Source organism: Pasteurella testudinis DSM 23072 (genome assembly GCF_900176075.1).
Taxonomy (GTDB): domain Bacteria; phylum Pseudomonadota; class Gammaproteobacteria; order Enterobacterales; family Pasteurellaceae; genus Chelonobacter; species Chelonobacter testudinis.
The window spans coordinates 1-18715 of record NZ_FWWV01000057.1; the positions used below are offsets into that span (position 1 = coordinate 1).

The 18715-nt window shown below is 44.9% G+C and carries 32 protein-coding genes; 28 read left to right on the forward strand and 4 right to left on the reverse strand.

Annotated features, from left to right (window positions below):
- Both B8880_RS12130 and speC read right to left on the reverse strand, forming a co-directional pair.
- Nucleotides 1-190, reverse strand: a 190-nt coding sequence (locus tag B8880_RS12130) for a transposase family protein (protein ID WP_143933421.1), incomplete at its 3' end; no start/stop codon positions are given.
- Nucleotides 191-378: 188 nt separating this feature from the next.
- Nucleotides 379-2526: an ornithine decarboxylase gene (gene speC, locus B8880_RS12135; RefSeq protein ID WP_084257843.1), complete on the reverse strand. Its 2148-nt coding sequence runs from the start codon at nt 2524-2526 to the stop codon at nt 379-381.
- A 429-nt stretch (nt 2527-2955) separates the two neighbouring features.
- Here speC and rpsJ point away from each other — a divergent pair, with 429 nt between their 5' ends.
- From rpsJ to rplQ, 28 genes are all read left to right on the forward strand, one after another.
- Nucleotides 2956-3267: a 30S ribosomal protein S10 gene (rpsJ, locus tag B8880_RS12140; RefSeq protein ID WP_001181005.1), complete on the forward strand. Its 312-nt coding sequence runs from the start codon at nt 2956-2958 to the stop codon at nt 3265-3267.
- Between the two features lie 29 nt (nt 3268-3296).
- On the forward strand, nt 3297-3929 hold the full coding sequence (gene rplC, locus B8880_RS12145; protein ID WP_084257844.1) for a 50S ribosomal protein L3: 633 nt from the start codon (nt 3297-3299) through the stop codon (nt 3927-3929).
- A 15-nt stretch (nt 3930-3944) separates the two neighbouring features.
- Complete coding sequence (gene rplD / locus B8880_RS12150; RefSeq protein ID WP_084257845.1) at nt 3945-4550, forward strand: 50S ribosomal protein L4; 606 nt, start codon at nt 3945-3947, stop codon at nt 4548-4550.
- A complete protein-coding gene (gene rplW, locus B8880_RS12155) occupies nt 4547-4849 on the forward strand; it encodes a 50S ribosomal protein L23 (RefSeq protein WP_084257846.1) in 303 nt (100 codons plus the stop codon). The genes rplD and rplW overlap by 4 nt, the downstream gene beginning before the upstream one ends.
- Nucleotides 4850-4867: 18 nt before the next feature.
- A complete protein-coding gene (rplB, locus tag B8880_RS12160) occupies nt 4868-5689 on the forward strand; it encodes a 50S ribosomal protein L2 (protein WP_084257847.1) in 822 nt (273 codons plus the stop codon).
- 25 nt (nt 5690-5714) lie between these two features.
- Nucleotides 5715-5987, forward strand: coding sequence for a 30S ribosomal protein S19 (gene rpsS / locus B8880_RS12165; protein ID WP_034615154.1), 273 nt, complete (start codon nt 5715-5717; stop codon nt 5985-5987).
- A gap of 15 nt (nt 5988-6002) precedes the next feature.
- Complete coding sequence (gene rplV, locus B8880_RS12170) at nt 6003-6335, forward strand: 50S ribosomal protein L22 (RefSeq protein ID WP_084257848.1); 333 nt, start codon at nt 6003-6005, stop codon at nt 6333-6335.
- Between the two features lie 10 nt (nt 6336-6345).
- The gene (gene rpsC / locus B8880_RS12175) at nt 6346-7047 is read left to right on the forward strand and encodes a 30S ribosomal protein S3 (protein WP_034615147.1); all 702 of its coding nucleotides are present in this window, start codon (nt 6346-6348) and stop codon (nt 7045-7047) included.
- A 13-nt stretch (nt 7048-7060) separates the two neighbouring features.
- Nucleotides 7061-7471 (forward strand): 50S ribosomal protein L16, encoded by a 411-nt coding sequence (gene rplP, locus B8880_RS12180; RefSeq protein WP_034615144.1) that lies wholly within the window; start codon nt 7061-7063, stop codon nt 7469-7471.
- The gene (rpmC, locus tag B8880_RS12185) at nt 7471-7662 is read left to right on the forward strand and encodes a 50S ribosomal protein L29 (RefSeq protein ID WP_084257849.1); all 192 of its coding nucleotides are present in this window, start codon (nt 7471-7473) and stop codon (nt 7660-7662) included. Before rplP ends, rpmC begins: the two co-directional genes overlap by 1 nt.
- On the forward strand, nt 7662-7916 hold the full coding sequence (gene rpsQ / locus B8880_RS12190; RefSeq protein WP_084257850.1) for a 30S ribosomal protein S17: 255 nt from the start codon (nt 7662-7664) through the stop codon (nt 7914-7916). The genes rpmC and rpsQ overlap by 1 nt, the downstream gene beginning before the upstream one ends.
- A 207-nt stretch (nt 7917-8123) precedes the next feature.
- Nucleotides 8124-8495 (forward strand): 50S ribosomal protein L14, encoded by a 372-nt coding sequence (rplN, locus tag B8880_RS12195; RefSeq protein ID WP_034615134.1) that lies wholly within the window; start codon nt 8124-8126, stop codon nt 8493-8495.
- Nucleotides 8496-8505: 10 nt separating this feature from the next.
- Nucleotides 8506-8829 carry a 50S ribosomal protein L24 gene (gene rplX, locus B8880_RS12200; protein ID WP_084257851.1) on the forward strand — a complete coding sequence of 108 codons (324 nt, stop codon included), beginning with the start codon at nt 8506-8508 and terminating at the stop codon, nt 8827-8829.
- Between the two features lie 15 nt (nt 8830-8844).
- Nucleotides 8845-9384, forward strand: coding sequence for a 50S ribosomal protein L5 (gene rplE / locus B8880_RS12205; protein WP_084257852.1), 540 nt, complete (start codon nt 8845-8847; stop codon nt 9382-9384).
- Nucleotides 9385-9396: 12 nt separating this feature from the next.
- Nucleotides 9397-9702: a 30S ribosomal protein S14 gene (gene rpsN, locus B8880_RS12210; RefSeq protein ID WP_084257853.1), complete on the forward strand. Its 306-nt coding sequence runs from the start codon at nt 9397-9399 to the stop codon at nt 9700-9702.
- A gap of 38 nt (nt 9703-9740) precedes the next feature.
- Nucleotides 9741-10133, forward strand: a complete 393-nt coding sequence (rpsH, locus tag B8880_RS12215) for a 30S ribosomal protein S8 (protein ID WP_084257854.1) — start codon at nt 9741-9743, stop codon at nt 10131-10133.
- Nucleotides 10134-10148: 15 nt separating this feature from the next.
- Nucleotides 10149-10682, forward strand: a complete 534-nt coding sequence (gene rplF, locus B8880_RS12220) for a 50S ribosomal protein L6 (protein WP_084257855.1) — start codon at nt 10149-10151, stop codon at nt 10680-10682.
- Nucleotides 10683-10694: 12 nt separating this feature from the next.
- A complete protein-coding gene (gene rplR, locus B8880_RS12225) occupies nt 10695-11048 on the forward strand; it encodes a 50S ribosomal protein L18 (protein ID WP_084257856.1) in 354 nt (117 codons plus the stop codon).
- A 15-nt stretch (nt 11049-11063) separates the two neighbouring features.
- Nucleotides 11064-11564 (forward strand): 30S ribosomal protein S5, encoded by a 501-nt coding sequence (gene rpsE, locus B8880_RS12230; RefSeq protein ID WP_084257857.1) that lies wholly within the window; start codon nt 11064-11066, stop codon nt 11562-11564.
- A 6-nt stretch (nt 11565-11570) separates the two neighbouring features.
- Entirely contained in the window at nt 11571-11750 is a 180-nt protein-coding gene (gene rpmD / locus B8880_RS12235; protein ID WP_084257858.1) for a 50S ribosomal protein L30, read from the forward strand.
- A 4-nt stretch (nt 11751-11754) separates the two neighbouring features.
- The gene (gene rplO, locus B8880_RS12240) at nt 11755-12189 is read left to right on the forward strand and encodes a 50S ribosomal protein L15 (protein ID WP_084257859.1); all 435 of its coding nucleotides are present in this window, start codon (nt 11755-11757) and stop codon (nt 12187-12189) included.
- Between the two features lie 7 nt (nt 12190-12196).
- Nucleotides 12197-13522, forward strand: coding sequence for a preprotein translocase subunit SecY (secY, locus tag B8880_RS12245; protein WP_084257860.1), 1326 nt, complete (start codon nt 12197-12199; stop codon nt 13520-13522).
- 29 nt (nt 13523-13551) lie between these two features.
- Nucleotides 13552-13665 (forward strand): 50S ribosomal protein L36, encoded by a 114-nt coding sequence (gene rpmJ, locus B8880_RS12250; protein ID WP_084257861.1) that lies wholly within the window; start codon nt 13552-13554, stop codon nt 13663-13665.
- Between the two features lie 139 nt (nt 13666-13804).
- Complete coding sequence (gene rpsM / locus B8880_RS12255) at nt 13805-14161, forward strand: 30S ribosomal protein S13 (RefSeq protein ID WP_084257862.1); 357 nt, start codon at nt 13805-13807, stop codon at nt 14159-14161.
- Nucleotides 14162-14176: 15 nt separating this feature from the next.
- Nucleotides 14177-14566: a 30S ribosomal protein S11 gene (gene rpsK, locus B8880_RS12260; protein ID WP_005701868.1), complete on the forward strand. Its 390-nt coding sequence runs from the start codon at nt 14177-14179 to the stop codon at nt 14564-14566.
- A gap of 29 nt (nt 14567-14595) precedes the next feature.
- Nucleotides 14596-15216 carry a 30S ribosomal protein S4 gene (rpsD, locus tag B8880_RS12265; RefSeq protein ID WP_084257863.1) on the forward strand — a complete coding sequence of 207 codons (621 nt, stop codon included), beginning with the start codon at nt 14596-14598 and terminating at the stop codon, nt 15214-15216.
- Nucleotides 15217-15244: 28 nt separating this feature from the next.
- Nucleotides 15245-16234 carry a DNA-directed RNA polymerase subunit alpha gene (locus B8880_RS12270; protein WP_084257864.1) on the forward strand — a complete coding sequence of 330 codons (990 nt, stop codon included), beginning with the start codon at nt 15245-15247 and terminating at the stop codon, nt 16232-16234.
- Nucleotides 16235-16274: 40 nt separating this feature from the next.
- Nucleotides 16275-16664, forward strand: coding sequence for a 50S ribosomal protein L17 (rplQ, locus tag B8880_RS12275; protein ID WP_084257865.1), 390 nt, complete (start codon nt 16275-16277; stop codon nt 16662-16664).
- Between the two features lie 79 nt (nt 16665-16743).
- On the opposite strand, the gene B8880_RS12280 is transcribed toward rplQ, so the two are convergent.
- Together B8880_RS12280 and nadR are read right to left on the reverse strand one after the other, a co-directional pair.
- Nucleotides 16744-17430 carry a metallophosphoesterase family protein gene (locus B8880_RS12280; RefSeq protein WP_084257866.1) on the reverse strand — a complete coding sequence of 229 codons (687 nt, stop codon included), beginning with the start codon at nt 17428-17430 and terminating at the stop codon, nt 16744-16746.
- Between the two features lie 2 nt (nt 17431-17432).
- Nucleotides 17433-18701 carry a multifunctional transcriptional regulator/nicotinamide-nucleotide adenylyltransferase/ribosylnicotinamide kinase NadR gene (gene nadR / locus B8880_RS12285; RefSeq protein WP_084257867.1) on the reverse strand — a complete coding sequence of 423 codons (1269 nt, stop codon included), beginning with the start codon at nt 18699-18701 and terminating at the stop codon, nt 17433-17435.
- Between the last annotated feature and the right edge of the window lie 14 nt (nt 18702-18715).

An 18715-nucleotide genomic window follows, 5' to 3' on the forward strand; every position in this document is an offset into this window, starting at 1 on the left:
CGCGCTCAAAAGGTAAATATTGACGCAACCACGCCAAATGATATTCCCCGAACCGTTTAATGTCCGTCCAACCTTCCGCACCGGAAATGACGGCGCTCATGGTCAGAAAAATGATTTCAAGAAAAGGATATTTTTGGTTGATATCTTTACGCGGGTCTTCCAATTGACCGAAAAAGCGGAATAAGTCCATGACGTTACCTTGTATTTTAACGTATTAAAGGCTTATTAGATCATATTTTGAGGAAAAGTGCGATCTTGCCCTGAGGTCAAGGTCAGCTGGCAATAAAATTCATCAAATTTCAAGCGTTTTTTTATATTTAGGCAAAAAAATAGCAAAGTGCGGTCGGGCAAACCGCACTTGGCCTTTAACTGAGCGTGTTATTGTTTTAACACATACGCCGAGGCGCGTCTGCGTCCGGATTCGTCGGCTTCGAGATACACGCCTTGGATTTCCGGTTCGAAGCCCGGCAGTTCGTTGATGCCTTGTTCCAACGCCAAGAAATAATCCAACACCGCACCGTCCCAGATTTCGCCCGGCACGATACACAACACGCCCGGCGGATACGGTAACGCGCCTTCGGCGGCGGTGCGGCCGCGAATTTCAGACAGCGGCACCAGTTCCACTTGGTTGCGGATAAAGGCATTGTGGCATTCGTCCGGCGTGATGTGCATTTTCGGCCAGGCATCACGCAGGAACATCTGCTGTTGCAGTTCGTTCAGGCGGTGTTTGGCGTAGAAATCATGCAGTTTTTGGCACAGATCCTTAATCCGCATTTTGCTGTATTGCGGATAGGCTTTTGCCAAGGTCGGCAGCATTTCAACCACCGGCGTATTATCCTGAATATGCTCCTCGAAGCGGGCAATATTGGCGACTAAATGCTGGAATTTCGCCATGGTTTCCGCCGGTGTGAGCAAAAACAGAATCGAGTTTAAATCGGCTTTTTCCGGAATCACCGAGCGCTCGCGCAGATAATGCGCCAAAATGGTTGCCGGAATGCCGAACTCTTCATATTCGCCGGTTTCCATATTGATGCCCGGGGTGGTCAGCAACAGTTTGCACGGATCGATAAAATACTGTTCTTCGGCGTAGCCGTCGAAATCATGCCAGCGCGCGTCTTTGGCGAATTGGAAGAAACGGATATTGTTGGCGATGTCTTCCGATTTATGGTTTTCCCATGACTTGCCGTCCACCATCGGCGGCACGAACGGGCGGATCAGTTTGCAGGTTTTCAGCAACATTTTGCGCACTTCCACGCTGCTGAGCACGCATTCCTGCCACATCCGTTTGCCGGCTTTGCCGGCGTGCATTTTGGCATTGACATCGAGCGAAGCGAACAGCGGATAGAACGGGCTGGTCGAGGCATGCATCATAAAGGCGTTATTGAAGCGCTTATGGTTGCAATACCGCTCTTGCAGGTGGATATGGTTGTCTTTTTTATGGATTTGCGAAGCCTGAGAAAAACCGGCTTGTTGCTTATGCACCGATTGGGTCACCAGAATGCCCGGATCGTTTTCATTCAATTCTAACAATAACGGCGAGCAGTCGCGCATCATCGGGATAAACTGTTCGTAACCGACCCATGCCGAATCAAACAGAATGTAGTCGCACAGATGTCCGATGCGATCCACCACTTGGCGCGCGTTATAAATCGTGCCGTCGTAAGTGCCTAACTGGATCACCGCCAAGCGGAACGGGCGTTTATCGTTGGCGCGTTCCGGCGCGACTTTGGCGATTTGCGCGCGGATATCGTCTTCTTCAAAACAGTGTGACGGAATGCCGCCGATAAAGCCGTAGGCATTGCGGGTGGTTTCCATATACACCGGCGTTGCGCCGCTGATGGTCAAAGCCCCTTGATGCACTGATTTATGGTTGTTGCGGTCGAACAGCACCAAATCGCCTTTGGTCACCAGCGCGCCGATTGCCACTTTATTGGCGGACGAAGTGCCGTTGAGCACGAAATAGGTTTTATCGGCATTAAACACGCGCGCGGCGTGGGCTTGCGCTTGGAAAGCAGGACCTTCGTGGATCAGCAAATCGCCCAGACGCACGTCGGCGTTACAGGAATCGGCACGGAACAGGGTTTCGCCGAAATAGAGATAGAAACGGCGGCCGGACGGGTGTTTACGGAAAAATTGCCCGCCTTGGTGTCCAGGACAGTCAAAGGCGGCGTTGCCGTAGTCGGTGTATTCTTTCAGTGCTTGGAAAAACGGCGGGTCGAGGGTGTCGATATAATCCGCGGCGGCGGCATTAATCAATTGTCCGTTGTAATATTTTTGGTCTTCCGCCAGCTCGATCACGCCGTACAGCTCGGTCAGCCACTCGTCCGGCACGGTCTCGCCGTATTCAATCGCAGCGAAAATCGGAATGGCAAACCCTAAACGTTCCAGCTCTTCCCACACTTCGGGCAGATCTTTAATCGTGGTTACCACGGCACAGACATTGGTGAAATCGGTCATATCAATGTCCATCGTTTTGTAGTCAGACAAAAAGGCAAATTCTGTGCCTTGGCTGGCGGCAATTTTCATCGGCGTTTTCCTATCGGCAGACGAGTAATAACAGTGAAAAGCGCACGGCTTTTCCGTTCAGTTTGAATGCGGGGTTTGTGCGTGGCAAAAGTGCGGTTCAAACTCGCGCAAACGATAACAAATTTAGTCGGTGAGGGAAAGCCTGCGGCGTGAAAAAAGCGGCAAAGTGCGGTACTAAAAATAGTCGGATTATTTTGCAGAAAGTGCTTGCAATCTGTGCAGCGATTCTATAGAATCTGCGGACTTTCGTAAGGAAGTCGTTTGATGTAATCATTTATCAAGCGAGTGACAGCATTAGGTTGTTGCTGACAATGTTCCCGATTGGGGAGCTAAAATAGGCTTAATCGCACTTCATTTTCATATCGGTAGTAGAAAATTTGAGGTGTCGGTTTTTTTGTTATCTAAATTTTATAATGGAGCTCTGGTCTCATGCAGAACCAAAGAATCCGTATCCGTTTGAAAGCGTTTGATCATCGTTTGATCGATCAATCCACTGCGGAAATCGTAGAAACAGCTAAGCGCACAGGTGCTCAAGTTCGTGGTCCAATTCCATTACCGACCCGTAAAGAGCGTTTCACCGTATTGATTTCTCCGCACGTTAATAAAGACGCGCGTGACCAATACGAGATTCGCACTCACAAACGTTTGGTTGATATTGTTGAACCAACAGAGAAAACTGTTGACGCGCTTATGCGTTTAGATCTGGCTGCCGGCGTTGACGTGCAGATCAGCCTAGGTTAATCCAGGGAATTATTTAAGAGGTTAATACAATGATTGGTTTAATCGGTCGTAAAGTTGGTATGACTCGCGTCTTCACTGAAGCCGGCGTGTCTATCCCCGTTACCGTAATCGAAATCGAAGCCAACCGTGTGACTCAAGTGAAAACCCTTGAAACAGATGGCTACTCTGCAATTCAGGTTACTACTGGCTCTAAAAAAGCAAGTCGTGTAACTAAGCCAGAAGCAGGTCATTTCGTTAAAGCAGGTGTTGAAGCTGGTCGCGGTTTATGGGAATTCCGTACCGAAGGTGAAGAGTTCACTTTGGGTCAGGAAATTAATGTTGATGTCTTCGCAGACGTTAAAAAAGTAGACGTAACAGGTACATCTAAAGGTAAAGGTTTCGCCGGTACAGTAAAACGTTGGAACTTCCGTACTCAAGATGCTACGCATGGTAACTCTTTGTCTCACCGTGTTCCTGGATCTATTGGTCAAAACCAAACTCCGGGTCGTGTATTCAAAGGTAAAAAAATGGCAGGACATTTGGGTGCTGAGCGTGTAACCGTTCAATCCCTTGAAGTTGTTCGTGTTGATGCTGAACGTAAATTGTTATTGGTCAAAGGTGCTGTTCCAGGCGCAACCGGTAGTGATTTAATTGTTAAACCAGCTGTTAAAGCTAAAGCATAAGTCTAGGAGATAGGAATGGAATTAGTAACTAAAGATGCACAAAGTGCATTGACTGTTTCTGAAACTACCTTCGGACGTGAGTTTAACGAAGCGTTGGTACACCAAGTTGTTGTTGCTTATGCAGCAGGTGCTCGCCAAGGTACTCGTGCACAAAAAACTCGTGCTGAAGTAGCAGGTTCAGGCAAAAAACCATGGCGTCAAAAAGGTACAGGCCGTGCGCGTTCCGGTAACGTGAAAAGCCCTATCTGGCGTTCGGGTGGTGTGACATTTGCGGCTAAGCCACAAGATCACAGCCAAAAAGTGAACAAAAAAATGTATCGCGGTGCAATTAAGAGCATTCTGTCCGAATTAGTTCGTCAAGACCGTCTGGTCGTGGTGGAAAAATTCGAAGTTGCCGCCCCGAAAACAAAAGTTTTGGTTCAAAAATTAAAAGAAATGGCACTTGATGATGTGCTGATCATTACAGCGGCTTTAGATGAAAATCTGTTCTTGGCTGCACGCAACCTTTACAAAGTAGATGTGCGTGACGTTCAAGCGATTGATCCGGTCAGTCTGATTGCTTTTGAAAAAGTGGTTATTACTGCTGAAGCTGTTAAGCAAATTGAGGAGATGTTGGCATGATTCTGGAAGAACGTTTGCTAAAAGTGCTGAAAGCACCTCATGTCTCTGAAAAAGCGACTAATAATGCCGAACAGTCTAACACGATTGTTTTCAAAGTAGCTAAAGAAGCCAACAAAGTTGAAATCGCCGCTGCTGTTGAAAAACTTTTCGAAGTGAAAGTCGATTCTGTCCGTACTGTTGTTGTTAAGGGTAAAACCAAACGTCACGGTGCGAGAACGGGTCGTCGTAGCGACTGGAAAAAAGCGTATGTAACACTGCAAGAAGGCCAGAATCTGGACTTCCTTGACAGTGCCGAATAATCAGAGGAGTAGAAAATAATGGCTATCGTTAAATGTAAGCCGACCTCCGCTGGTCGTCGTCATGTAGTTAAAATCGTTAACCCTGATTTGCACAAGGGTAAACCTTACGCCCCGCTTTTAGATACCAAATCTAAAACCGGTGGTCGTAACAACTTCGGACGTATCACTACCCGTCATATCGGTGGTGGTCATAAACAACATTACCGTATCGTTGACTTCAAACGTAATAAGTTAGACGTGCCGGCGGTTGTTGAGCGTCTGGAATATGATCCGAATCGTTCTGCAAACATTGCTTTAGTGTTGTATAAAGACGGTGAACGTCGTTATATCTTGGCACCGAAAGGTTTGTCAGCAGGCGATCAAATCCAAGCGGGAGCTTTAGCGCCGATTAAAGTCGGTAATGCATTACCGATGCGTAACATTCCGGTTGGTACGACTGTACATAACGTTGAATTAAAACCAGGCAAAGGCGGTCAAATCGCGCGTTCTGCCGGTGCGTATGTACAAATTATTGCTCGTGAAGGTAACTATGTAACTCTGCGTCTTCGTTCCGGCGAAATGCGTAAAGTGTTATCTGAATGTCAGGCAACTATCGGTGAAGTTGGTAATTCTGAGCACATGCTGCGCGTACTGGGTAAAGCCGGTGCAAATCGTTGGCGTGGTGTTCGTCCTACCGTTCGCGGTACGGCGATGAACCCGGTAGATCACCCTCATGGTGGTGGTGAAGGTCGTAACTTTGGTAAACATCCTGTGACTCCATGGGGCGTTCAAACCAAAGGTAAGAAAACTCGCCACAATAAACGTACTGATAAATATATCGTACGTCGCCGTGGTAAATAATTTTAATATAAAAAGAGGATAAGCCATGCCACGTTCTCTCAAGAAGGGTCCTTTTATTGACCTACACTTGCTGAAGAAGGTAGAGAAAGCGGTGGAAAGCGGGGATAAAAAACCAATTAAAACTTGGTCCCGTCGTTCAATGATCATTCCATCAATGATCGGATTGACCATCGCCGTCCATAATGGTCGTCAGCACGTTCCTGTTTTTGTTTCCGATGAGATGATCGGTCACAAACTGGGTGAATTTGCCCCGACTCGTACTTACCGCGGTCATGCCGCTGATAAGAAAGCTAAGTAAGGAAGGAAGTAAAAGATGGAAACTATTGCAAAACATCGTTTCGCTCGCACTTCAGCTCAAAAAGCTCGCTTAGTTGCTGATTTAATTCGCGGTAAAAATGTTGCTCAAGCTCTGGAAATCTTGACTTACACCAATAAAAAAGCTGCGGCTTTGGTGAAAAAGGTTTTAGAGTCTGCAATTGCGAACGCAGAGCACAATGACGGTGCAGATATCGATGATCTTAAGGTTGCCAAAATCTTCGTTGACGAAGGTCCAAGCATGAAGCGTGTTATGCCGCGTGCTAAAGGTCGTGCAGATCGTATTTTAAAACGTACAAGCCACATTACTGTGGTTGTGTCTGATAAATAGGAGAATAACAATGGGTCAAAAAGTACATCCTAATGGTATTCGCCTAGGTATTGTTAAACCTTGGAGTTCAACTTGGTTTGCGAATACACAAGATTTCGCTGACAACTTGGAAGGCGATTTCAAAGTACGTAAATTCTTAAACAAAGAATTAGCCAATGCTTCTGTAGCCCGTATTGATATCGAGCGTCCTGCCAAGAGTATTCGTGTGACGATTCACACTGCTCGTCCGGGTATCGTTATCGGTAAAAAAGGCGAAGATGTTGAAAAATTGCGTAACAAACTGGCAGAAATTACCGGTGTACCTGCGCAAATCAATATCACTGAAGTGAAAAAACCTGAACTGGATGCGAGATTAGTCGCTGAAAGCATTGCTTCACAATTAGAGCGTCGCGTTATGTTCCGTCGCGCTATGAAACGTGCCGTACAAAACGCAATGCGTTTAGGTGCGCAAGGTATCAAAGTTGAAGTAAGCGGCCGTTTGGGTGGTGCAGAGATTGCACGTTCCGAATGGTATCGTGAAGGTCGCGTACCTTTGCATACATTACGTGCAGACATCGATTATAATACTGCGGAAGCCCATACAACATACGGCGTTATCGGCGTTAAAGTATGGATTTTCAAAGGTGAGATTCTTGGTGGAATGGCTGCAGTTATGCAATCAGAACAACAACCTGAAGCGCAGCCGAAAAAAGCGCGCAAAGGTCGTAAGTAAGGAGATTGAATAAATGTTGCAACCAAAACGTACAAAATTCCGTAAAGTCCACAAAGGTCGTAACCGTGGCTTAGCGGCAGGTACCGACGTTAGTTTCGGTACATTCGGTCTGAAAGCAGTTGGTCGTGGTCGTTTGACCGCACGTCAAATCGAAGCGGCTCGCCGTGCGATGACCCGTGCAGTTAAACGTCAAGGTAAAATCTGGATCCGTGTATTCCCGGATAAACCAATTACTGAAAAACCATTGGAAGTCCGTATGGGTAAAGGTAAAGGTAACGTTGAGTACTGGGTAGCCTTGATCCAACCGGGTAAAGTGCTATATGAAATGGACGGTGTGTCTGAAGAAATCGCAAGAGAAGCGTTTGCATTAGCAGCGGCGAAATTGCCAATCAAGACAACCTTCGTAACTAAGACGGTGATGTAATGAAAGCTCAAGAACTACGTACAAAAAGTGTTGAAGAGCTGAATGCTGAATTGGTTAACTTGTTAGGTGAGCAATTCAAATTGCGTATGCAAGCAGCCACCGGTCAGCTTCAACAAACCCATCAGTTGAAACAAGTGCGTCGTAATATTGCACAGATTAAAACTGTTCTAACCGAGAAGGCGGGTGTGTAATGACTGATAAGATTCGTACAGTACAAGGTCGTGTTATCAGTGACAAGATGGATAAATCTTTCACAGTAGCAATTGAACGTATGGTTAAACATCCGCTTTACGGTAAGTTTATCCGTCGTACAACCAAATTACATGTACATGACGAAAGCAACGCGGCTAACGTCGGTGATTTAGTGGAAATTCGCGAATGTCGCCCAATTTCTAAAACTAAATCATGGACTTTGGTTCGTGTCGTTGAAAAAGCAGTAATCTAATTATTGTTTTGAAACTAATAAAAACCGCACTTTGAAAGTGCGGTTTTTTATTGCCGGATTGTTTTCCCGTATCTACCGATAAATCTTGCTATAAAGCGAAAATCCAGTTGCTTTCCTTTTAGCCGTTTGATACAATCCGCACCCTGTTTACATTGGGTAAACAGGTTCGTCCCGAAAGGGTTTTTTTGATTTTAGCGGAGCACTAATATGATCCAAGAACAGACTATGCTGGACGTTGCTGATAACTCAGGCGCTCGTAGCGTAATGTGTATCAAGGTTCTAGGTGGCTCACACCGTCGTTACGCTGGTATTGGCGATATCATCAAAATTACCGTGAAAGAAGCAATTCCTCGCGGTAAAGTGAAAAAAGGTGATGTATTAAAGGCGGTTGTTGTGCGCACCAAGAAGGGTGTACGTCGCCCAGATGGTGCAGTTATTCGCTTCGATGGTAATGCCTGTGTTATTTTAAACAATAATACCGAGCAACCAATCGGTACACGTATTTTCGGACCAGTGACTCGTGAACTTCGCTCAGAGAAGTTTATGAAAATCATTTCATTGGCCCCGGAAGTAGTGTAAGGAGAGTGTCATGGCTGCAAAAATCCGTCAAAACGATGAAGTAATCATGCTAACCGGAAGCGCTGAAAAGGGCAAAGGTAAACGTGGTAAAGTAACAAAAGTACTGCCTAACGGTAAAGTCATTGTTGAAGGTTTAAACATGGTTTCTAAACATGAGAAACCAGTTCCGGCTTTAGGTAAAGCTGGTGGCATTGTGAAACAAGAAGCGGCAATCGACGTTTCTAACGTAGCAATCTACAATCCGTCAACCAACAAAGCTGACCGCGTAGGATTCCGGTTTGAAGACGGCAAAAAAGTCCGTTTCTTCAAATCTACTGGTGAAACAATTAAATAATACTGGAGTATAGCGATGGCGAAACTGCATGATTATTACAGAGATCAAGTAGTAAGCGAATTGAAAGATAAATTCGGCTACAAATCTGTCATGCAAGTCCCACGAGTCGAAAAGATAACCCTGAATATGGGTGTGGGTGAAGCGCTGACCGATAAAAAACTGTTAGATAACGCGGTAGCGGATCTGGCGGCAATTAGCGGTCAAAAACCTTTAATCACTAAAGCACGCAAATCTGTTGCAGGCTTTAAGATTCGTCAGGGATATCCAATCGGCTGCAAAGTGACCCTACGTGGTGAACGTATGTGGGAATTCTTTGAACGATTGATTCATATTGCGGTTCCTCGTGTCCGTGACTTCCGCGGTTTAAGCGCGAAATCATTCGACGGCCGTGGAAACTACAGCATGGGTGTGCGTGAGCAAATCATCTTCCCTGAAATCGATTACGATAAAGTGGATCGTGTTCGTGGCTTGGATATTACTATCACAACGACTGCGAAAACAGATGAAGAAGGTCAAGCACTACTGGCTGCCTTTAACTTCCCATTCCGTAAATAAGGCAGGTTACAAATGGCTAAAGTATCAATGAAAATGCGTGATTTAAAACGCGCTAAATTGGCTGAAAAATTCTATGCTCAACGTGTTGAGCTGAAAAAAATTATTTCAGACGTCAATGCCTCTGACGAAGATCGTTGGAATGCGGTGTTAAAGTTACAAGCTTTACCACGCGACTCCAGCCCTTCTCGTCAACGTAACCGTTGCCGTCAAACCGGTCGTCCGCATGGTGTATTGCGTAAGTTCGGTTTGAGCCGTATTAAAGTCCGTGAAGCCGCAATGCGTGGTGAGATCCCGGGCCTTAAGAAAGCAAGCTGGTAATCAACCACTTTAATTTGGAATCATGGGAGTAAAGACACATGAGCATGCAAGATCCAATCGCAGATATGTTGACCCGTATTCGTAACGGTCAATCTGCGAACAAAATCGCGGTCAACATGCCTTCATCCAAGCTAAAAGTGGCTATTGCCAACGTGCTTGCGGAAGAAGGTTATATTGAAAGCGTGAAAATTTCCGAAGGTGTTAAACCTGAACTGGAAATCACTTTAAAATATTTCCAAGGTAAACCTGTTGTAGAAAGTATCCAACGTATCAGCCGTCCTGGTCTGCGTATTTATAAACGTAAAGACGAGTTACCAAGTGTAATGGGCGGTTTAGGTATTGCGGTTGTTTCTACTTCTAAAGGTGTGATGACTGACCGTGCCGCGCGTAAAGCCGGTTTGGGCGGTGAGATCATCTGTTACGTAGCTTAATAGAGGGGTAGGAAGATGTCTCGAGTTGCTAAAGCACCCGTTAATATTCCTGCCGGCGTTGAGGTAAAACTTAACGGCCAGCTATTAACGGTAAAAGGTAAGAATGGCGAGTTATCTCGTACCATTCATGATGAAGTTGAAGTTAAACAAGAAGATGGTGCGCTGACTTTTTCCCCTCGTAACGAAGGTAAAAGTGCAAATGCACAATCCGGTACAGCTCGTGCGCTTGTTAACGCAATGGTTATCGGTGTTACTGAAGGCTTCACTAAGAAGTTAAAATTGGTGGGTGTAGGTTACAGAGCACAGCTTAAAGGCAACAGTATTGCGTTAAGTTTGGGCTTCTCTCACCCGGTTGAGCACGCATTGCCGGCTGGTATCAAGGCTGAATGCCCGTCACAAACTGAAATCGTTTTGACTGGTGCAGACAAACAGCTTATTGGCCAAGTCGCTGCAGATATTCGTGCTTATCGCCGTCCTGAGCCTTACAAAGGTAAAGGGGTACGTTATGATGATGAAGTCGTGCGTACCAAAGAGGCTAAGAAAAAATAATAAGGTAACACTATGGATAAGAAATTGGCTCGTATCCGTCGTGCAACTCGCGCACGTCATGCGATGAGAGAACAAGGAGTAACCCGTCTGGTTATTCACCGTACTCCTCGTCACATCTATGCGCAAGTTATTGCACCTAACGGTTCAGAAGTACTTGCCGCTGCTTCAACTGTTGAAAAAGTAATTAGTGAGCAAGTGAAATACACCGGTAATAAAGATGCTGCTGCAGTAGTAGGTAAAGTTGTTGCTGAAAGAGCATTGGCTAAAGGCGTACAATCCGTTGCCTTTGACCGTTCCGGTTTTAAATATCATGGTCGTGTGCAAGCATTGGCCGATGCGGCTCGTGAAGCTGGTCTACAGTTCTAATAGAGGTAATTTGAGATGGCAAACATCGAAAAACAAGCTGGTGAACTGCAAGAGAAGCTAATCGCGGTAAACCGTGTATCTAAAACAGTAAAAGGTGGTCGTATTTTCAGCTTCGCTGCATTGACAGTGGTAGGTGATGGTAATGGTCGCGTAGGTTTTGGTTACGGTAAAGCCCGTGAAGTTCCGGCAGCGATCCAAAAAGCGATGGAAAAAGCCCGTCGTAATATGGTTAATGTAGCGATTACAGAAGGTACTTTACAGCACCCTGTTAAAGGCACTCACACTGGTTCACGCGTATTTATGCAACCAGCCAGTGAAGGTACCGGTATCATTGCCGGTGGTGCGATGCGTGCAGTGTTAGAAGTTGCTGGCGTGCGTAACGTATTGTCTAAAGCATACGGTTCAACCAACCCAATCAACGTTGTCCGTGCAACTATTGATGCATTGGCAAATATGAAATCACCAGAAATGGTTGCTGCTAAACGCGGTAAAACCGTTGATGAAATCTTGGGGTAATTGATCATGGCAAAAACAATCAAAGTAACACAAACCCGTAGCTCAATCGGTCGTTTACCGAAACACAAAGCTACGCTTCGTGGCCTTGGTCTTCGCCGTATCAACCACACAGTCGAATTAATTGATACTCCGGCTGTACGTGGCATGATCAACCAAGTTTCATACATGGTTAAAGTAGAGGAGTAAGAGAATGCGTTTAAATACTCTATCTCCGGCTGAAGGAGCTAAAAAAAGTGCTAAACGTCTTGGACGTGGTATCGGTTCCGGTTTAGGTAAAACAAGTGGTCGTGGTCACAAAGGGCAAAAATCCCGTAATAACGGTGGTGGCGTTCGTCGTGGCTTCGAAGGTGGTCAAATGCCTTTGTACCGTCGTTTACCGAAATTTGGTTTTACCTCTCGTAAAGCACTTGTTTCAGCAGAAATTCGTTTGAACGACTTAGCAAAAGTTGAAGGTGAAGTCACATTGGAATCACTGAAAGCTGCTGATATTATTTCTAATAATATCGAATTTGCCAAAGTTATTCTTGCCGGTGAAGTTAAAGGTCCTGTAGTTGTGCGCGGTTTGCGTGTGACTAAAGGTGCCAAAGCAGCAATCGAAGCTGCTGGCGGCTCAGTTGAGGAATAATTAATCAATGGCAAAACAACCAGGTTATCAAGCAAAAAGTACCCAAGGTGGTACGGGTGAACTTAAAAGAAGATTACTGTTTCTGTTAGGAGCATTGATCGTTTTTCGGATAGGTTCATTTATTCCGGTTCCTGGTATTGATGCCGCTGTATTAGCTCAGTTGATCAATCAACAACAAGGTACCATCATCGACATGTTTAACATGTTTTCCGGTGGTGCCTTGAGTCGTGCTTCAGTCTTTGCGTTAGGGATAATGCCGTATATCTCGGCATCGATCATTATCCAGTTATTAACTGCGGTACATCCTGCACTGGCAGAATTAAAGAAAGAAGGGGAAGCCGGTCGTCGTAAAATCAGCAAATACACCCGTTATTCAACATTGGTGTTGGCAACTGTTCAGGCGATTGGTATTTCAACCGGTTTACCGAATATGATTCCCGGTTTAGTTCCAAACCTCGGTTTGGGCTTTTATGTCACTGCGGTAGTCAGCCTTGTCACAGGGACGATGTTCCTGATGTGGTTGGGTGAACAAATAACCGAACGTGGCATCGGAAACGGTATTTCTTTAATTATTTTTGCAGGTATTGTCGCAGGTCTGCCTTCTGCAATCGGTCAAACCATTGAGCAGGCACGCCAAGGACAAATGAATGTACTGGTATTATTGTTGATTGCAGTTATTGTATTCGCCGTAACTTATTTTGTTATTTTTGTGGAAAGAGGACAAAGAAGAATCGTAGTAAACTATGCCAAACGCCAACAAGGTCGTCATATGTTAGCTGCGCAAAGTTCGCATTTACCATTGAAAGTGAATATGGCCGGGGTTATCCCTGCTATTTTCGCCTCCAGTATTATCTTATTCCCTGCTACGTTAACTCAGTGGTTTGGGCAAGGAGCGAATATGGAATGGTTGTCGAATTTATCTTTGTTATTAGCACCTGGGCAACCGATTTACTTGGTGCTCTATGCTGTGGCAATTATTTTCTTCAGCTTCTTCTACACGGCAATGCAATATAATCCAAGAGATACTGCGGATAATCTGAAAAGATCCGGTGCATTTATTCCGGGTATTAGACCAGGTGAACAAACATCGCGTTATATTGACAAGATCATGACTCGTTTGACGTTGATCGGCGCATTATATATTACGTTTGTTTGTTTAGTGCCTTATATTATGACCTCTACATGGAACGTACAATTCTACTTTGGTGGAACTTCACTTCTCATCGTCGTTGTTGTAATTATGGATTTCATCGCACAGGTTCAAAGTCATCTAATGTCGACTCAATATGAATCTGCGTTGAAGAAAGCAAACCTCAAAGGGTTCGGGCAATAATCAGCCCATTGAAATGAAAGGGAAAAGCAATGAAAGTTCGTGCTTCCGTAAAAAAAATGTGTCGTAACTGCAAAATTATCAAACGCGAAGGTGTTGTCCGTGTAATCTGCAGTGATCCAAGACATAAGCAACGTCAAGGTTAATCTCAATTTTCCTTGCAAAGAACAAGCTGAGCAGTTATACTGCTCAGCTCATTTCGTCCTTGATATACTGTTTGAGTATCCTGAAACGGGCTTTTCAAGATCAGTATATCAATTAACTTTAAATAAATAGGAGTGCATAGTGGCCCGTATTGCAGGCATTAACATTCCTGATCATAAACATGCTGTAATTGCGCTAACTGCAATCTACGGAATCGGTAAAACCCGTTCAAAAGCCATCTGTGCTGCTGCCGGTATTGCCGAAGATGTAAAGATCAGAGAATTGTCTGAAGAGCAGATCGATATTCTGCGTGACGAAGTTGGTAAATTTACCGTTGAAGGTGATTTGCGTCGTGAAGTAACTTTAAACATCAAACGTCTGTTGGACTTGGGATGTTACCGTGGTTTACGTCATCGTCGTAGTTTACCGGTACATGGTCAACGTACTAAAACAAATGCGCGTACCCGTAAGGGTCCTCGTAAGCCGATCAAGAAATAATCGGGGTAAATGATAATGGCTAAAACACCAGTTCGTGCACGTAAGCGTGTAAAAAAACAAGTCGTAGATGGCGTGGCGCATATCCATGCATCTTTCAATAACACAATCGTTACCATTACAGACCGTCAAGGTAATGCTTTAGCATGGGCTACAGCAGGTGGTTCAGGTTTCCGTGGTTCACGTAAATCTACTCCGTTTGCTGCACAGGTTGCTGCTGAGCGTTGTGCCGAAGTTGTTAAAGAGTTCGGTTTGAAAAATTTGGAAGTTATGGTAAAAGGACCTGGTCCTGGTCGTGAGTCTACAATTCGTGCGTTGAATGCTGCGGGTTTCCGCATCACCAACATCACAGACGTGACTCCGATTCCTCATAACGGTTGTCGTCCACCGAAAAAACGTCGTGTTTAATGGCGTTATAGGATAGTTGGAGAAAGAAAATGGCAAGATATTTGGGTCCTAAACTCAAGCTAAGCCGTCGTGAAGGTACTGACTTATTCCTTAAGTCCGGTGTCCGCGCGATTGAATCAAAATGTAAATTAGATACCGCACCTGGTCAACATGGTGCCCGTAAAGCGCGTTTATCCGATTACGGTAGTCAGTTACGTGAGAAACAAAAAGTTCGCCGTATGTACGGTATATTAGAGCGTCAATTCCGTAATTACTACAAAGAAGCTAACCGCTTAAAAGGTAATACCGGTGAAAACTTGTTGGTATTATTGGAAGGTCGTTTGGATAACGTTGTTTATCGTATGGGATTTGCGGCAACTCGTGCTGAAGCTCGCCAATTAGTGAGCCACAAAGCGATTGTAGTAAATGGCCGTGTGGTCAATATTCCATCGTTCCAAGTTTCTGTTGAAGATGTCGTTGCTATTCGTGAAAAATCGAAAAAACAAGCACGTATTAAAGCATCATTAGAATTAGCAGAGCAAAGAGAAAAACCAACATGGTTGGAAGTTGATGCTGCTAAAATGGAAGGCGTGTTCAAACGTATTCCTGAACGTTCTGATTTATCAGCAGACATTAACGAACATCTGATCGTTGAGCTTTATTCTAAATAATAGAGCTTAGAAGCAAAGAGAGGATAAAATGCAGGGTTCTGTGACAGAATTTTTAAAGCCACATTTAGTTGATATCGAGCAATTAAGCCCGACACACGCTAAAGTGACCTTAGAACCGTTAGAACGTGGTTTCGGCCACACATTAGGTAACGCTTTGCGTCGTATTCTATTGTCTTCCATGCCGGGTTGCGGCGTGACCGAAGCGGAAATCGACGGAGTATTACACGAGTACAGCAGTAAAGAAGGCGTTCAAGAAGATATTCTGGAAGTTCTTCTTAACTTAAAAGGTCTAGCGGTTAAAGTACAGAATAAGGATGATGTATTCCTGACTCTGAGCAAATCTGGAATCGGACCTGTTGTTGCTGGCGATATCACCCATGATGGGGATGTAGAGATTGTTAATCCTGAACATGTGATTTGTCATTTGACGGATGCCAACGCATCTATTAATATGCGAATCCGTGTGCAGCGTGGCCGCGGCTATGTGCCGGCCTCAGCACGCAAACATGTTCAAGACGAAGATCGTCCGATTGGTCGTCTATTGGTTGACGCTTGTTACAGCCCGGTAGATCGCATTTCTTATAATGTTGAAGCTGCCCGTGTTGAACAACGTACCGATTTGGATAAATTGGTTATCGAAATGGAAACCAACGGCACTATCGATCCGGAAGAAGCGATTCGTCGTGCAGCGACAATTTTAGCAGAGCAACTTGATGCATTCGTTGATTTGCGTGATATCCGTCAACCTGAAATCAAAGAAGAAAAACCGGAATTCGATCCGATTCTTCTGCGTCCGGTGGACGATTTAGAGTTGACAGTTCGTTCTGCTAACTGTTTGAAAGCAGAAACAATTCACTATATCGGTGATCTAGTCCAACGCACTGAAGTGGAGTTACTGAAAACGCCTAATCTTGGTAAGAAATCACTTACCGAAATTAAGGACGTGCTGGCTTCACGCGGACTGTCACTGGGTATGCGCCTTGAAAATTGGCCTCCGGCAAGTATTGCTGAAGACTAATTTCGGTATGGATTAAGATTTTTCTGAGAAGGATAAGGTCATGCGCCATCGTAAGAGTGGTCGTCAACTAAACCGTAATAGCAGTCATCGCCAAGCGATGTTCCGTAATATGGCAAGTTCTTTAGTTCGTCATGAAATCATCAAGACGACTTTGCCTAAAGCAAAAGAATTACGTCGTGTAGTTGAACCGTTAATTACTTTAGCTAAAGCAGACAGCGTTGCAAACCGCCGTTTAGCTTTCGCTCGTACCCGCGACAACGAAATCGTTGCGAAATTATTTAATGAATTAGGTCCACGTTTTGCTCAACGTGCCGGTGGTTACACCCGCATTTTAAAATGTGGTTTCCGTGCAGGCGACAACGCACCAATGGCTTACATTGAGTTGGTTGATCGTCCTGAAGTGGCGACTGAAGAAGCCGTTGCGGAATAATCATTAAGCAAGTTCAAAATAAAAGCTCACCGATCGGTGAGCTTTTTTGTTTTGTATTTTTTTGAAATAAAAATATATTCTAGCGATCATCAACACCTTGCAACAGATATTTTCCATCAACTGTCGCAAGGCTGCGAAAACCGATATTGAAAATTTGGTAAGAAGTGCGGTCAGCCAGTGTACGATAATCAAAATTTTCATGATGATGACCGTGAAAAATTTTGCTTACTCCCATTTTTTCAGCCAATTGGTTGATTACCTGAAAGCCGGAAGGGTGCGGTTTTGGGGCTTCGTGGCAAATTAGAATATCTGCTTGATGTTGTTCCAACTGTTCAAAATCGGATAAAAAGATCGAAGTGCGGTGGCGTAGTGGCAAACCGCCCTGCCAAATTTTGTCTTGCGGACAATATTGGCAAAAATGAATCGGATCGAAAAAGAGCGGTTTATTCGGCGGCATCCAGATCTGCCCGCGAAAAACTCCGCCCAGTCCGGCAATTTTTATCCCCTGTATTTCGGTGACCCTAGCATGCAGATTACGCTTTTTCCACTCACTACCCCACAATGCTTGGAAAGCGGCGACAGTTTTACTGTCATGATTACCGTGGATAAACCATAGATCGCAATATTGCGCCAGACGGTCCAAGATTGCGCAATCGTTTAATTGCAGATCGCCCAAAATAATCAAAGCAATCTCTTCATCTTGCTGCTGTAGGAAAGGAAAAAGATGGTCAAAACTGCCGTGCGGATCACCAGCGAACAATAACATGCTTATGTTTCCCGCCCGTTATCGCTCTGTAATTCCGGTAAATCCTCGTCATTCAGGACTTTTTCGACAATGTCCTTTGCCATGTCGTAACGCTCCAAATAACTCGGTGACTCGATCTCTATATAGGGCACTTTATATTTATCTAACAATCGCTTGAGCAAATCTTGAAATTTTTGCCGTGATTTATAATCCCCCAAGCTACGCAAACCGTCGTCCACCCATTTGGTATTATTCGACAGCAGAATCGTAATATCAAACGGATACTCTTTGATCATCGAATCCAAGAACGGGTGCGCTTTGCCTTCGTATTGAATGCAGAACGCCTGCGTGGTAATAAAATCGGTATCAACGATCACCACTTTATGCGCGTGGCGCACCGCATAATCAACGTAACGCAAATGCCCGATCGCCATCAGCGGATAATCGGAAAACTGCATAGCCTGCTCATCACCACCCAATTGTTCGAATACATATTCTCGTCCGTATTCCCAAGCGGAAGTCGTGTTGAAAACCGTTGCCAGTTTATTCACCAATACGCTTTTACCGCTGCTCTCGCCACCCAAAATGGCGATGGTTTTGGCGAAGAACGGCCGCACTTCTTTCGGGATAAATTTCCAGTAATGGAATGGGTGGTTGCGGATTTTAGTTGCCGACACGTTGAAAAATTTGCGTTCCGGATCGACCAAATTGACCTGCAACCCTAAATACTTTTCATAAGGCTCCTGATCTTGCGGTTCGCTACTGAACACGATGGTCGGCGCCACACTTTTTTCGGCGAACAGCTGTTTGACCCGTTCCGCCCATGCTTCCCAGCCGTTCGGATAGCTTGGTAAACCGTCTTCTACCAAATGGTGAATAAAAATATGTTTTTGCTGATATTTGAAAATCTGCTGCATCCAGCGCAACCGATCTTGCGGGGTCGGCATTTTTTTCATTTTACTGTCGTAAAACAGCTTTAAATCACGTTCGCTCTCGGTGCAGACCACGACATGAATTTCGTCCACTTTACTGAATGCTTCATAGATCATATTGATATGACCGGTGTGCACCGGATAGAATTTACCAAAAATCACGCCGACTTTTTTGTCTTCTGTTTCAGTAATATTCAACACTTTATGCAGCGCTTGCAGTTTAATCGCACTCGGATTTTTGATTTTTCCGCTCACCAACTGATTAAAGTAAGCGCGTGTTACGCCAGCCTGTTCGCATACTTCCGCGACTTTCAGGTTGAGCTGTTTTCGTTTTTGTTGCAAATAGGCAAATGACATCATGCTATCCTAAAGAT

Bases quoted from the DNA above. Each gene is read 5' to 3' on its own strand.
- speC (WP_084257843.1), bottom strand. From the start codon at position 2,526: ATGAAAATTGCCGCCAGCCAAGGCACAGAATTTGCCTTTTTGTCTGAC.
- rpsJ (WP_001181005.1), top strand. From the start codon at position 2,956: ATGCAGAACCAAAGAATCCGTATCCGTTTGAAAGCGTTTGATCATCGT.
- rplC (WP_084257844.1), top strand. From the start codon at position 3,297: ATGATTGGTTTAATCGGTCGTAAAGTTGGTATGACTCGCGTCTTCACT.
- rplD (WP_084257845.1), top strand. From the start codon at position 3,945: ATGGAATTAGTAACTAAAGATGCACAAAGTGCATTGACTGTTTCTGAA.
- rplW (WP_084257846.1), top strand. From the start codon at position 4,547: ATGATTCTGGAAGAACGTTTGCTAAAAGTGCTGAAAGCACCTCATGTC.
- rplB (WP_084257847.1), top strand. From the start codon at position 4,868: ATGGCTATCGTTAAATGTAAGCCGACCTCCGCTGGTCGTCGTCATGTA.
- rpsS (WP_034615154.1), top strand. From the start codon at position 5,715: ATGCCACGTTCTCTCAAGAAGGGTCCTTTTATTGACCTACACTTGCTG.
- rplV (WP_084257848.1), top strand. From the start codon at position 6,003: ATGGAAACTATTGCAAAACATCGTTTCGCTCGCACTTCAGCTCAAAAA.
- rpsC (WP_034615147.1), top strand. From the start codon at position 6,346: ATGGGTCAAAAAGTACATCCTAATGGTATTCGCCTAGGTATTGTTAAA.
- rplP (WP_034615144.1), top strand. From the start codon at position 7,061: ATGTTGCAACCAAAACGTACAAAATTCCGTAAAGTCCACAAAGGTCGT.
- rpmC (WP_084257849.1), top strand. From the start codon at position 7,471: ATGAAAGCTCAAGAACTACGTACAAAAAGTGTTGAAGAGCTGAATGCT.
- rpsQ (WP_084257850.1), top strand. From the start codon at position 7,662: ATGACTGATAAGATTCGTACAGTACAAGGTCGTGTTATCAGTGACAAG.
- rplN (WP_034615134.1), top strand. From the start codon at position 8,124: ATGATCCAAGAACAGACTATGCTGGACGTTGCTGATAACTCAGGCGCT.
- rplX (WP_084257851.1), top strand. From the start codon at position 8,506: ATGGCTGCAAAAATCCGTCAAAACGATGAAGTAATCATGCTAACCGGA.
- rplE (WP_084257852.1), top strand. From the start codon at position 8,845: ATGGCGAAACTGCATGATTATTACAGAGATCAAGTAGTAAGCGAATTG.
- rpsN (WP_084257853.1), top strand. From the start codon at position 9,397: ATGGCTAAAGTATCAATGAAAATGCGTGATTTAAAACGCGCTAAATTG.
- rpsH (WP_084257854.1), top strand. From the start codon at position 9,741: ATGAGCATGCAAGATCCAATCGCAGATATGTTGACCCGTATTCGTAAC.
- rplF (WP_084257855.1), top strand. From the start codon at position 10,149: ATGTCTCGAGTTGCTAAAGCACCCGTTAATATTCCTGCCGGCGTTGAG.
- rplR (WP_084257856.1), top strand. From the start codon at position 10,695: ATGGATAAGAAATTGGCTCGTATCCGTCGTGCAACTCGCGCACGTCAT.
- rpsE (WP_084257857.1), top strand. From the start codon at position 11,064: ATGGCAAACATCGAAAAACAAGCTGGTGAACTGCAAGAGAAGCTAATC.
- rpmD (WP_084257858.1), top strand. From the start codon at position 11,571: ATGGCAAAAACAATCAAAGTAACACAAACCCGTAGCTCAATCGGTCGT.
- rplO (WP_084257859.1), top strand. From the start codon at position 11,755: ATGCGTTTAAATACTCTATCTCCGGCTGAAGGAGCTAAAAAAAGTGCT.
- secY (WP_084257860.1), top strand. From the start codon at position 12,197: ATGGCAAAACAACCAGGTTATCAAGCAAAAAGTACCCAAGGTGGTACG.
- rpmJ (WP_084257861.1), top strand. From the start codon at position 13,552: ATGAAAGTTCGTGCTTCCGTAAAAAAAATGTGTCGTAACTGCAAAATT.
- rpsK (WP_005701868.1), top strand. From the start codon at position 14,177: ATGGCTAAAACACCAGTTCGTGCACGTAAGCGTGTAAAAAAACAAGTC.
- rpsD (WP_084257863.1), top strand. From the start codon at position 14,596: ATGGCAAGATATTTGGGTCCTAAACTCAAGCTAAGCCGTCGTGAAGGT.
- B8880_RS12270 (WP_084257864.1), top strand. From the start codon at position 15,245: ATGCAGGGTTCTGTGACAGAATTTTTAAAGCCACATTTAGTTGATATC.
- rplQ (WP_084257865.1), top strand. From the start codon at position 16,275: ATGCGCCATCGTAAGAGTGGTCGTCAACTAAACCGTAATAGCAGTCAT.
- B8880_RS12280 (WP_084257866.1), bottom strand. From the start codon at position 17,430: ATGTTATTGTTCGCTGGTGATCCGCACGGCAGTTTTGACCATCTTTTT.
- nadR (WP_084257867.1), bottom strand. From the start codon at position 18,701: ATGATGTCATTTGCCTATTTGCAACAAAAACGAAAACAGCTCAACCTG.